Here is a 13164-nt window from a genome sequence, read left to right on the forward strand (position 1 = left end):
GCGTACCTGATGAACGACTCAGGTACGCCTTATTGTATGAAGCCAACATATCCACACATCAGATTAAGCGAATCTTGTTATATCGAATATTCAGCCATTACATATACACTCTTATATCGCTTATGCTTTTACCTGCTGAAGATAGGCATCAATATGGCGAAGCGCTTCATCGGTACCGCCGCATTGCTGGAAGCTCTGATTGATTTTCTGTACCCCTTGCTGGTAGACCGGGTTGGATAACACTTCCTGAACAGCTGTCTGTAGGGACGCTGCACTGATCTGATCTTTGGTGATCCGGTAACCGGCCTGCAGCTCGGTCAATCGCTGGGCAACCATCGGCTGGTCCTTGTCCTGAGGGAGTACAACAAGCGGAACTTCAAAATGAATCCCTTCATTTACACTGTTCATTCCGCCATGAGTAATAAACACATCGGTATAGCGCAGTACGTCGAGCTGAGGTACATACGAGGAGATAATGAAGTTGGCAGGAGCAGGCTTGATCCGGGTCAGATCGGCTTTTTCTCCGGCAGCGATCACTACTATACCCTCAAAATCAGCAAAGGCTTCGATACAGGTATTGAAAAATTCTTCAATATGACTCAGCACGGTGCCCATGGAAATATACAGTACTTTCTGATCGGTGAGCTGCTCCAGCGGAAACGCATGCGAGCCTTTGCGTTCAGGGAAGCTCGGACCAATAAATAGATTCTGTTCTTCGAACTGATCGCCATTAGGCTGGAAGTACCGGCTTGTATACACAATATTTAGCGCTCCCGAATTATTCATAAATTGCACCATTTCTTTTGGAGCGACACCGTATTTTTCTTTCATTAGTGACAGAGACTCTGCCACAAATGGATCTGGTGCACCTGGTGACTCGGCATTTTGACGGAACAGATTGGTCGCCATATGCGTGTTCGAGATCAGGAAGGAGGGAGAAGAAGAAATTCCCGGAATATTCAGCATATCCCGTACCAGTTCGCCTGCTCCAAACCGATCATACAGCACCAGATCAAATGTCATTGTATCTGCCAGCTGCCGGGCGATCTCCAGAATATCGAGTGACGTACGGATATGAATCTTCATAAATTCATTAATACTTTCCCGATTGGATGTGTCGATCGAAGCGGTGCGGACCAGATCCGGATGCAGATGAACGATAGCACCTGCCGCCTCCACTCTTTCCTGATATTTCTCGGTAGTAATGTAGTGAACCTCATCGCCACGTGCTGTAAAAGCTTGGGTTAAGCCGATGGTCGGATTCACATGACCTTCCGCAGGGAAATTTACAAATAAAATGCGCAGCATCTGATATCACTCCTGTTCAGTAAGTAGTCGAATGTATATCCATAATCAATCTATTTATGATACCAGTAATTATCAGATATGCAAAATTATAAAAATATATAGATTCAACGATCCAGCGTATCCGGTTTGTATACGCTGCGGAATCGATATGTTCTCGGTGAACTGCCGACAAACTTTTTGAATTGACGCATAAAATGGGTATCGTTCTCATAACCGCAGGTATCCGCAATTTGTGTAACCGACATTTCGCTGTGATCCAGCAAATACTTCGCTTGTTCCATCCTCCCGTTAATAATATCTGTCATGACGGAACAGCCAAACAGCTGCTTGTACATATGCTGAAAATGGGATTTGCTCATCCCCAGCATCTCTGCCAGCTGTGTAACCGAGATATTCTGCCTCGGAGATCGGTACAGATCATTACGTAGCTCCGCCAGGGGAGCATAATAACGATGCAGCGGATAAGAAGCCGTTCGCTGAAGCAAATCGGCCAATTTCATAAAAAAAGATCGCAGATCGCAATCGATAATCTCCTCACGCAGCGGCCCGTTAAGCCGGTGAACATGCTGAAGCTCCATCATGCAGCGAGAAATCAGTAGTGGATCGGATGCTGTTGTAGGCGTATCCAGCGGAAAGGGCAGATCTGCGAGAAATTCGGACAGATTCTCGCCGCTGCAGTGAAACCAATCGTTGATAAACGGACTTTCCAGTTCACGGTAGAAATAAGGCGTATCCGGACGGAAAAAGATAAATGTATTTTTCTCGATCACCATGCGCTCATCGCGCAGCTTGACTTCCGTTTTGCTGTTGAAAAATATAAAAGTATAGTTCCCTGATCCCTCCGGACGGTTTCTGATAATCCCTTCGTGATGAACAGTACGGTATCCACAGGATAGTAATGTCAGCATCTCTATACGCCTCCCAGCACGATCGGTCAGTTTTTGATCATTATAGTTTATTGTGATAGCGGTTACAATTCTCTATACTTTTTTATGACACAACAAGCAGATTCAAGGAGGATACTTCATGTCGGAAGATAGAAAGTACTGGGTGGAGACACTGATTCGGATTGCCCATCCTGTTCTTCATGCTTTGTCGGAATATCGATTGAGCCGGGATATGCCTGGCGTACAGAACCGATCCGATTATGCCTGTCTTGAAGCACTGGGACGGACCCTCACTGGTATCTCTCCATGGCTAGAACACGGCCCACGTACCGGAGATGAAGGACAACAGCGGGCAGAAATGGCAGTACTGGCGCGAAAAGCGATAGAAGCTGCTGTAGACCCGGATTCCAGCGAATATATGAACTTCATCCGGGGTGGACAGCCTCTGGTGGATACAGCTTTTTTGGCGCATGCGATTATTCGTGCTCCCCGGGAGCTGTATGAGCAGCTGCCAGACAAGACCAGAGCACAATTAATCACGGCTTTGCTGTCGACGCGCAGGATTCGTCCTGTCTTCAGTAACTGGCTGCTGTTCAGCGCCATGATTGAGACAGCGCTGCTTCGAATGGGCGTGGAGACATGGGATCGGATGCGTGTGGATTATGCCATCCGGCAGCATGAACAGTGGTACAAGGGAGACGGCATATACGGAGATGGGCCTCAGTTTCACTGGGATTATTACAACAGCTTTGTGATTCAGCCGATGCTCGTGGATATATTGCAGGTGGCCGGCGACCAGTTTGACGATTGGGATGCGCTGCGTCTTCCTGTGCAACATCGTGCTGTACGTTATGCAGCTGTGCTGGAACGGCTGATTTCGCCGGAAGGAACCTACCCGCCGATAGGCCGGTCGCTTGCGTATCGATTTGGTGCGTTTCAGCATTTGTCCCTGATGGCGCTGAGGCAGGAGCTTCCGGCCGAACTGCAGCCAGCCCAGGTACGCTGTGCACTTACTGCCGTTATTCGCCGGCAGACTCAGATGCCTGGTACATTTGATGACATCGGCTGGCTGCAGATTGGATTTGCAGGGAGTCAGCCGGAGATCGGAGAGGGCTATATCACGACAGGCAGTCTGTATCTGTGTACGACTGTCTTCCTCGCGCTGGGCCTTTCTCCGGAACACGAATTCTGGCAGGGACAGGCACAGTGGACATCGCAAAAAGCATGGTCTGGTAAATCTTTTCCTATCGATACCGCTATACCGAGTCTTATGCAGCAATGATATTCACGAGAGGAGTATAAAATAATGATACAAGCCGATTGGGTACAGGAAGCGTGGGAGCAGACAAAAAACAAGGTGAAAAGAGTTCATCAGCGCATAGGAGATCAATTCCCTCATGCCAGTATAAACGGAGCGTACAAGCTGGAGCCGGCTGCTTGGTGGACCGCGGGCTTTTGGCCAGGCTTGTTGTGGCTGCTATATAGAGATACTCGTGACGAAGAATTACGAGTATCCGCAGAATCCTGCGAACGTCAGCTGGATCAGTTGCTGACAGATGCCAGTAAAGTCGATCATGATATCGGCTTTATGTGGACACTGACGAGCGGCGCCCGGTATCGTATTCTGGGAGCCGAAGATTCCAAGCGGAGAGCGCTACTGGCAGCCAATCTTCTGGCGGCTCGATTTAATGCGCAGGGGAACTTTATTCGTGCCTGGAATGGTGCAGGCATGGAAGGATGGGCCATTATCGATTGCCTGATGAATCTGCCGCTGCTGCATTGGGCATCCGGGATTACAGGTGATCCACGGTACAAGCATATCGCTATCCGGCATGCCGATACGGTGCTGCAGCATTTTTACAGGGCAGATGGATCGGTATCCCATATTGTTGTTTTTGATCCGGAGACCGGGGACAAGCTGGAAGTAAAAGGCGGGCAGGGCTATGCACCAGACTCGGCATGGTCGCGCGGTACGGCGTGGGCCATTTACGGGATGAGTCTAAGCTATCACTATACCGGCAATCCGGCGTATCTGAATGCAGCCAAACAAACTGCTCATTTCTTTATAGCGAATCTGCTGGAGGATCATGTCCCTTATTGGGATTTCCGTTCACCGGAAGGAACGTCTGCCTTGCGCGATTCTTCTGCCGGAGCATGTGCAGCATGTGGACTGCTGCTGCTGGCAGAACAGGTAGGCGAATTGGAGGCAAGAATGTATCGTGAGAGCGGCGAGAAAATTCTGCACTCGTTATACAGTCAGTATGGCACATGGGAATCGGATACAGAGGAAGGACTTATTTTACACGGGACCAGTCATTTCCCGGAGAAGCAAAATGTGGACGTACCCCTGATCTATGGAGACTATTACTTTGCAGAAGGACTATCGCTGTTGAAGGGGTATAAAGAGCGCTTCTGGTAAACCCAACTTTCTGTTGAACCCTGTCTAAATGCTGTCCAAAATAGTATGTATGGAATGAGCGTAAACTGCTTGTATGCGAATACAAGACAATCCACTACAATAAAAAGACAGTACATCGGCAGGCCAATGCCGTGCTGTTCATCGTATCGACCATAAAGTCACAAACGGCAAGGAGAAACGAGGATGACAGAAGAAGAGCGTATTTTTGATGGACGACTGTTTAATCCAGGCCATCCGGATCTGAGAAAAATCAAAGCCAAAGCACATAGGCTCAGCCAGCAGTATAGTCATACTTACGAGGATCAGGTAGAAGAGCGGGAAGAGATCCTGCAGCAGCTTCTGGGCGGCAGGGGTGAAAAATGCTTTTTGCAGGGACCTGTTTTTTTTCATTACGGGATTCACACCGAGATCGGCAGTCACTTTTTTGCCAATTATAATTTGACGGTTCAGGATGACGCCAGAGTAACGATCGGTAGTTATACCAGCTTTGGACCGAATGTTACGATTGTGACGCCGGTACATCCGCTTATTGCTTCGGAACGCCGGCAGATGCTCGATCAGCATGGCGAAGCCCGTTCCCTCTGTTATGCCAAACCGGTGACAATCGGTAATGATGTATGGCTGTCTGCCAATGTAACCGTGTGTGGAGGTGTTACGATTGGGGACGGATGCGTGATCGGTGCAGGGAGTGTAGTGACCCGCGATATACCGCCATATTCGTTGGCAGCCGGTGTTCCGTGCAAAGTTATTCGTAGTATTACATCAGAGGATAGTATGCGCTTCAAGCCGGATATTTTGGCAGATTGCCAGGTTGAGGAGTAGCAGAAGCTTTTATCTCACGAACGTTTTCAATGTCACCTGTTTATTGTTTTGACAAGAAGTATCGATTTTGATTTAGCTGATCGATTTTATCCCAATCCCTTTGTTGCCTATCAGGTGCAGAGGGATTTTTCTATATCCTTGATATAATCGTTCATGCAAAAGTTACAGCTGCAGCTTTTAATGTACTTTGGCACAGCGAGAGGAAGATCGTTTTTTTGATATGTCATGATAGAAGAGAGCATGTTATTATTTTTTAGAAACAAAATCCATTAAATTCAATTTTATTACATATTTATGCGCAGGCATATTTTGATCATGGGTATAGGGTGTTTTCCTTTTGGAAAATACTTATATATAGATTTATTGTAAGCGTTATCATTATGAAATGGAGGTTACAGAATGATTCGAAAATGTCTGGCTTTACTTCTTGCTTTTGCTTTAGTCTTTACTACGCTTTCTTCTTACCATGCGGAGGCGGCGAATCGGTCGCTGGCCAAGCTGCCCGGCAATTCAAACCCTCTGATGGATCACAAATTGGGAGCTGACCCTTACTCGCTGGTATATAACGGCAGAGTGTATGTATATATGTCCAGTGACACGTATGTATACAACAGTGACGGCTCGATTAAAGAAAATGACTTCAGCGCACTGGATCGTATTCAGGTCGTCTCTTCAGCAGATATGGTGAACTGGACCGACCATGGCACGATTCCTGTGGCTGGCGCAAACAATAAAAATGGAGGCAGAGGCATAGCCAAGTGGGCGTCCAACTCCTGGGCTCCGGCAGTGGCTTACAAAAGAATAAATGGCAAAGACAAGTTCTTCCTGTATTTCGCTAATGGAGGAGCAGGCATTGGAGTATTGACAGCCGACAGTCCAATTGGTCCCTGGACCGATCCACTCGGCAAAGCGCTGCTGACTCATAATACTCCCGGAATGTCCGGGGTGACCTGGCTGTTTGACCCGGCTGTACTGGTCAATGACGACGGTAACGGCTATCTGTACATCGGCGGCGGTATTCCCAATGAATCCGACCCTGCCTCTATTGCCAATCCCAAAACAGCCCGAGTCGTCCGCTTGGGAGCCGATATGACCAGCATAAGCGGCAATGCGCAAACCATCGATGCTCCGTATTTATTCGAGGATTCCGGTATCCACAAATATAACGGCAAATATTATTACTCTTACTGCATCAATTTTGCCGGTACCCATCCGTCACAATTTCCGGCGGGTGAAATCGGTTATATGGTCAGCGATAACCCGATGGGACCATTTACGTACAAAGGACATTTCCTGAAAAATCCTTACTCTTTCTTCGGAGTAGGCGGTAACAACCATCATGCCGTATTTAATTTTAAAAATGAATGGTATGTAGTGTATCATGCCCAGACCGTGAGCAAAGCACAGATTGGACAGGGAAAAGGATATCGCTCCCCGCATATCAACAAGCTGTTCCATAATGCCGACGGCAGTATTGCTGAAGTGCAGGCCAATATGAAGGGTGTCCCTCAGGTCTCTACGCTTAATCCATATGTACGGGTAGAAGCAGAGACGATCGGTTGGCAAGCAGGTATTAACACTGAACCAACGCAGGCTGGCGGCGGACCATTCAACAATCTGAATGTAAACAATATCAACAATGGAGACTGGATTGCTGTAGGCAAAGCCGACTTTGGCTCGACAGGAGCAAGATCATTCAAAGCAATCGTAGCTGCCAATACAGGCGGCAATATCGAAGTACGGCTGGACAGTGCGACAGGTCCTCTGGTTGGCACCGTCAAAGTACCTGCTACAGGAGGCATGCAGAACTGGAGAGAAGTACAGGGCAGCATCAATAATGTGACCGGCGTCCATGATCTGTATCTGGTATTTACCGGTGGAAGCGGCAATCTGTTTAATCTGGATGCATGGCAGTTTGCATCGAATGCAGGTCTGACAGAATTGAATGAAGAACCAGCTGCATCTATTCAGGCGGAGCCGGAGCAGAACCAATCGGAATCCAGCTCAAATGAGTTAACACCAGAAGCTCCAAATGCCCAAGAAAATCTAGAGACTCAAGAAACTCAAAGTGAATAAGATCAGAACCGAGATTCGGCGATGATCAATCCAGTTCCGGACTGGACGAGGTGGTTCGATAGAATTTCGTTTGTGCCAAATAGTAAAACACCAAAATGGAGGTTTCCTATGAACAAAAAATCGCTGATTACACTGGTGACAACCATCGTCATTTCGTTATTCTTTTCGACAAGTACTTTTGCAGCAACGATATTCTGGGAGCCGTTGACGTATTTTAACCCGAGCACATGGCAAAAAGCCGATGGCTACTCCAACGGGAATATGTTCAACTGTACATGGCGCGCGAACAATGCCAATTTTACAAGCGATGGCAAACTCAAGCTGGGTCTGACCAGCTCTGCCCAGAACAAATTCGACTGTGGCGAATATCGTACAACCAACAAATACGGATATGGCAAGTATGAAGTCAGCATGAAGCCTGCCAAAAATACAGGCATTGTATCGTCTTTCTTCACGTATACCGGTCCTGCCAATGGTACACAGTGGGATGAGATCGATATCGAGTTCCTCGGCAAAGATACTACCAAGGTACAGTTCAACTACTACACTAACGGAGTAGGTGGACACGAGAAAGTGATCAATCTGGGATTTGACGCTTCTGCCGGCTTCCATACGTATGCTTTTGACTGGCAACCCGGTTCGATCAAATGGTATGTAGACGGCGTACTGAAGCACACGGCAACTGCCAATATTCCCAAGACACCCGGTCAGATCATGATGAATCTGTGGAATGGCGCCGGTGTGGATGAGTGGCTGGGTTCCTATAATGGAGCAAATCCACTGTATGCGGAGTATGACTGGGTAAAATATACCGGTAATTAATCGGCAGCATTCATGTATAATCTCTACGCTATACGATCATCGTCACACAAAAGGCAGCCCTTAGTGGCTGTCTTTTCTATATTGGTTGATTAATCCGGCATAAAGGGTACTCATTCTTATACGTATTTTGAAGGAGGTTACCGTTATGTGTGGACGTTTTACACTGCTGACCGACCTGGATCAGATTCGTCATTCTTTTGATATTGCGAAAGTGGAGTATGTTCTTCAAGCAAGGACCAATATTGCTCCTGGACAGGATATCGCTGTGATCAGGCAGCAGCAGGATGAACGAATTCTGGATGGCTTCCGTTGGGGTCTGATTCCATCCTGGGCCAAAGAGGCGAAGATCGGATACAAGATGATCAATGCACGGGCAGAGACCCTTGCGACCAAGGCTTCATTCCGTTCATTGATTGCCCGGCACCGGGTAGGTATTGTGGCAGATGGATTTTACGAGTGGAAGAAGGAAGTAGAGGATAAGCAGCCTTATCGTTTTCAACTGCAGTCCAGAGAGCCTTTTGCTTTTGCTGGACTCTATGATGAATGGGAGTCGCCGGAAGATGGCGAACTGATCCGCAGCTGTACAATCATTACTACCGAACCGAATACACTCGCAGCAGAGGTGCATAATCGTATGCCGGTTATTTTGGCACCGGAAGCGCTGGATACATGGCTTGATCCGCAAATGACAGATAAAGAACACCTGCAGCAGTTTTTGGTTCCTTACTCTGCGGAGGAAATGATCAAATATCCGGTCAGCAAAGAGGTAGGAAACGTCAAAAATATCAGTAATCACCTGATTGATGAGATTCCGCTAAATTCAAAGTGAAGATTTTGGAAACGTACAGCTATGCAGGGTAAAGTTAAAAAGCTATAAAAAAAGGAACGCTTTAAAGAGCGTTTTTTTTATCTTTTTTCACTGGTACATCTAACTTTAAGAAGCAATAAGCATCTCCAATTTTGAAAGCGGTATCAATTTATGATTTACCCGACGGATAACTCATGCTATCATAATGTCGAAACGTTTCAACTTTATTTGAAGGGAGATAAATAATGAAAAAATCGACTTTATTTTGTTGTTTGCTGGCTGTTTGCCTGCTGATTAACCTGACGGCAGCTCCCATGGTAACTGCAGCGCAGACTTCTCCAAAAAAAGCCGCATTCAACAAACAATTGAAAGCGATTGCAAAAAAGACGTTCAAATATTTTGCCGACTATACAGATCCTACTACGGGTCTCACCTACGATGAGGTAAGAACGACCGGCAAAGGAACAGAAGAAGCCAAACGCACATCACCTACCAATATTGCCATGTACATGATGAGTACCGTATCTGCACAGCAAATGGGGTTAATCAGCAAAAAAGAAGCTGTATCGCGTATACAAACGACGCTGAACACTCTGGAAAAGCTGGATAAATGGAATGGGCTCTTCTATAACTGGTATAACACAGAGGATGGCTCACTCAAAAAAGACTGGGGACAATTTATCTCCCAGGTCGATAATGGCTGGCTGTCAGCGGGTCTGATCGTTGTAGGTCAAGCCTACTCGGAGCTGCACGGACAAACGAGCAAGCTGGTCGATAACATGAACTATACACCACTATACGATCCAGAGGTCGGTCAATTCCGCGGCGGATATGATGTAGCCAAAGGAGAGCTGACCGAGCACTATTACGGAACGTTTTATACCGAACCTCGTGTAGCCAGCTATATTGCTATCGGTAAAGGCGATGTTCCCAAAGAGCATTGGTGGAAAATGTATCGCACGATGCCAGCAGAATACGATTGGCAATCCCAGATTCCTCAGGGGAAAACTGTCCAATATGATGGAGTAGATGTTTTTGAAGGAAGTTATGTCTACAAAGGGACCAAGTTCGTACCCAGCTGGGGAGGAAGCATGTTTGAAGCCTTGATGCCGGGTATGGTGATCAAAGAAAAAGAACTGGGTACCAAAGCATTAGGATTGAACAACAAGCGCCATGTCCAACTGCAAATTGAATACGCCAAGGAAAAAGGATACCCGGCATGGGGATTCTCCCCTTCGGCGACACCAACAGGCTATAGCGAATTTGCAGCAACACCGCTTGGAACTTCGGGGTACAAGGACAGTTCCACTGTAACGGCCCATGCTACCTTCCTCGCGCTTGAATATGCCCCGGAAGCGGCACAGAAGAACATCAAAGCGCTGCAAAAATTGAAAATGGCCGGTAAATACGGATTCTACGATTCTGTTAATGTCGAGACCGGCGAGCTTGCCAAAGCATATCTTGCGCTTGATCAGGGAATGATTATGATCTCGATCGCCAACTACCTGGAGGATGGAGTCATCCGTGATTACTTCCATAAGGACCCGATCGGCAAGAAACCAGAAGCATTGCTGAAGAAAGAAGTTTTCTCGATTAGATAAAACGGATTTGAATTTCGAATAATTGGAATTTCGTTCAATATAATCAAAAAAATTGCACCAAAATATACATCAAAAGCAGCCGGCTCATATATGCGGCTGCTTTTTTGTAATATAGTGATCCAACCTATACCAATCATATATCAGGTTTGATAAACAGTCTGCTCCTCTAGTTGGGATGATTCCGGTTGGGTCAGTTTCCAGCCCAGTACGATAACTACGAATCCAACTGCAATAAGCAGATACAGAGTGGGTACAAAGCTGCCTGTGTAATCATACAGCAATCCAATCACAATCGGACCTATTGCACCGATCATATAGCCGATCGCTTGGGTCATAGCTGACCAGGTGCTGGCTTCCATCGCTGAATTTGTTTTATCAATTGGTAGCAGCAGAGTGAGGGAGACCAGTCCGCCTCCGCCAATACCCAGGCACACACTTGCAACAATAGGCGTAATATCGGTAAAACATAATACCGCCAACCCGGCGATCTCACTCAAAGTGAAAAAGGTAATCCAGAATCGTCTGCCGGGAATAACTCTCAAAAGAACAGGCAGCAATAGAGTAGCAGGCAGTTGGGCAATCATGGATATAGTACCGATCATCCCAGCATAGGAAGCAGCATATCCTTTTTCCTCGACAATTGCCGGTAGCCAGGCAGTAAAGCAATAAAACAGCAAAATAACAATACCTACAAACGACGTTAACAGCCAAGCCTGTTTATTTTGGAGTGGCAAAGAAGCTGGTTGGGTTTGAACGGTTTCTTGTTTGGCTGTATAAGGATGTCTGATTACTGTATACCATAGTGGAATAGCTATAAGGGCGAGTACACACCAGAATCCCAGACCGATTTTCCAAGAGTCGTGAAACCAGTGCTGCAGCGGCGTAGTCATACCGATCGATATGGAAGCACCTACTACCATGGAGGTAGAGTAAACACCGATCATCGGCGCTACGCTTGTCGGAAAATACCGTTTAATAAATCCGGAGATTAACGGGCTTACGATACCGATGCCGGCACCGATCAGTAGAGAAGTGAGCAGCAGATACCACGGCGAATTGGTGAAAAAACGCAAAAATGTAGCTATACCAATACACCCTATAAAAAGAGTAATGATTTTCTCAGATTGGTATCGATGAGCAAGACGACCAGCGAACAGCGAGCAAAACCCGATACATAACAAAGGAATAGAAGTTAGCAGACTGGCTGAGGTGGAACTCATCCCCAAATCTCTGGTTATCCCCTGCAAAACCGGACTAATCGAAGTAATTCCTGGTCTAAGATTGAATGCAGCCAGAATCAGTGCGCAAAGAAACAATGTGTAACGACTTGTCATACGATAATACCCTCCATTACATTCTTGATGTAAGATTTCCTTTTATGTTACATTACATTTTACATATGATAAAATGCATATTTGTTATAAAGGAGATATCAAAAATGGTATGGAACGAAATGCAAATTCGACTGATCGTCAAAATTTCGGAAACTGGAAGCTTTACCAAGGCCGGGGAAGAGCTGCATATGACCCAGCCAGCAGTGAGTCGTATTGTAGCGAGTGTAGAAAGTGAACTGGGCACAAAGCTGATCAAAAGAAATCGCAAAAATGGATTGGTATTCACCGAGGTTGGAGAGCAGATATTGATACTGTTTCGAAACGTATTGAGCGAGTTAAAAAAGGTGGATGAATTGATTGCGGCTGAACGAGGATTGGAGATTGGAAAGGTTCATGTTGGAGCATATCCGACAGCCTGTACACGATTTATTCCCAAGATTATACGTCTGATAGAGCAAAAGCATCCCGGTCTTGAAGTTCAGCTCTCCGAAGGCAGTGTCGATCAAGTCAAGGATTGGCTGCAAACAAGAGTTATTGATGTAGGCATTACTATTCCTCCCGATCATGACTTTGATATTATTCCACTGATAAAAGATCAATTGATTGTTGTTATGTCTCTTAAGCATCCGCTTTATCAACAAGAATCGATTACTATTCCTGATTTGCAAAAAGAGCAGATTATTCTTGGACGAGGAGGATATGAAGCACAGGTGGATGCATTATTTAAAGAATATAATATCAAGCCCAACATACGATTTGTAGTCGATCACCTGGATACCGCACTGAGCATGATACAAGAAGAGTTAGGCATTACTATTACAACCAAGGGAGCTATTTCTTCCTTGCCCGAACACATAGCTATCCGTGACCTGGAACCTTATATGTTCAGGAACATTAATATCGCTGTGCCGGATATAAAGGATATATCCAGAGCCACAAATGTCTTTATCGAGACGGCATGCACACTTTTCGCTGATCAGCATGAAGATGCTGCGGCAGACAAAAGCCACTCGTAAAGCGGATTTAAAAAGACTGGAAGAGCTACGGTAGGTGTTTTGGCCAGACTGTCTGAAGTGATCTATACCAA

11 protein-coding genes are annotated in these 13164 nt (G+C 46.3%); 8 read left to right on the forward strand and 3 right to left on the reverse strand.

The annotated features are described in order from the left end of the window. Positions 1 to 120 precede the first annotated feature (120 nt). Both AR543_RS14080 and AR543_RS14085 read right to left on the reverse strand, forming a co-directional pair. Positions 121 to 1308, reverse strand: a complete 1188-nt coding sequence (locus AR543_RS14080) for a macrolide family glycosyltransferase (RefSeq protein WP_060535116.1) — start codon at positions 1306 to 1308, stop codon at positions 121 to 123. Positions 1309 to 1412: 104 nt separating this feature from the next. Further along, positions 1413 to 2216, reverse strand: coding sequence for a helix-turn-helix transcriptional regulator (locus AR543_RS14085; protein ID WP_060535117.1), 804 nt, complete (start codon positions 2214 to 2216; stop codon positions 1413 to 1415). A gap of 118 nt (positions 2217 to 2334) precedes the next feature. Here AR543_RS14085 and AR543_RS14090 point away from each other — a divergent pair, with 118 nt between their 5' ends. The 7 genes from AR543_RS14090 to AR543_RS14120 all read left to right on the forward strand — a co-directional run bounded on the left by AR543_RS14090 (position 2335) and on the right by AR543_RS14120 (position 10743). Further along, the gene (locus AR543_RS14090; protein ID WP_060535118.1) at positions 2335 to 3477 is read left to right on the forward strand and encodes a DUF2264 domain-containing protein; all 1143 of its coding nucleotides are present in this window, start codon (positions 2335 to 2337) and stop codon (positions 3475 to 3477) included. A 24-nt stretch (positions 3478 to 3501) separates the two neighbouring features. Continuing rightward, entirely contained in the window at positions 3502 to 4614 is a 1113-nt protein-coding gene (locus AR543_RS14095; RefSeq protein ID WP_060535119.1) for a glycoside hydrolase family 88 protein, read from the forward strand. 183 nt (positions 4615 to 4797) lie between these two features. Continuing rightward, positions 4798 to 5436, forward strand: a complete 639-nt coding sequence (locus AR543_RS14100; protein WP_060535120.1) for a sugar O-acetyltransferase — start codon at positions 4798 to 4800, stop codon at positions 5434 to 5436. Between the two features lie 399 nt (positions 5437 to 5835). Beyond that, positions 5836 to 7512 (forward strand): glycoside hydrolase family 43 protein, encoded by a 1677-nt coding sequence (locus tag AR543_RS14105; protein WP_082472234.1) that lies wholly within the window; start codon positions 5836 to 5838, stop codon positions 7510 to 7512. 108 nt (positions 7513 to 7620) lie between these two features. Beyond that, positions 7621 to 8334 carry a beta-glucanase gene (bglS, locus tag AR543_RS14110; RefSeq protein ID WP_060535121.1) on the forward strand — a complete coding sequence of 238 codons (714 nt, stop codon included), beginning with the start codon at positions 7621 to 7623 and terminating at the stop codon, positions 8332 to 8334. A gap of 145 nt (positions 8335 to 8479) precedes the next feature. Further along, positions 8480 to 9163 (forward strand): SOS response-associated peptidase, encoded by a 684-nt coding sequence (locus AR543_RS14115; protein WP_060535122.1) that lies wholly within the window; start codon positions 8480 to 8482, stop codon positions 9161 to 9163. A 224-nt stretch (positions 9164 to 9387) separates the two neighbouring features. Further along, positions 9388 to 10743: a glucoamylase family protein gene (locus tag AR543_RS14120; RefSeq protein ID WP_060535123.1), complete on the forward strand. Its 1356-nt coding sequence runs from the start codon at positions 9388 to 9390 to the stop codon at positions 10741 to 10743. Positions 10744 to 10883: 140 nt separating this feature from the next. Here AR543_RS14120 and AR543_RS14125 read toward each other — a convergent pair whose 3' ends face one another. Beyond that, positions 10884 to 12077: an MFS transporter gene (locus AR543_RS14125; RefSeq protein ID WP_064505587.1), complete on the reverse strand. Its 1194-nt coding sequence runs from the start codon at positions 12075 to 12077 to the stop codon at positions 10884 to 10886. Between AR543_RS14125 and AR543_RS14130 the strand changes: the two genes are divergently transcribed. Next, positions 12044 to 13093: a LysR family transcriptional regulator gene (locus AR543_RS14130; protein WP_158523972.1), complete on the forward strand. Its 1050-nt coding sequence runs from the start codon at positions 12044 to 12046 to the stop codon at positions 13091 to 13093. The two genes, AR543_RS14125 and AR543_RS14130, sit on opposite strands and share 34 nt — an antisense overlap. The last annotated feature ends 71 nt before the right edge of the window (positions 13094 to 13164 follow it).

The sequence above is a fragment of the Paenibacillus bovis genome (assembly GCF_001421015.2).
Lineage (GTDB): Bacteria > Bacillota > Bacilli > Paenibacillales > Paenibacillaceae > Saccharibacillus > Saccharibacillus bovis.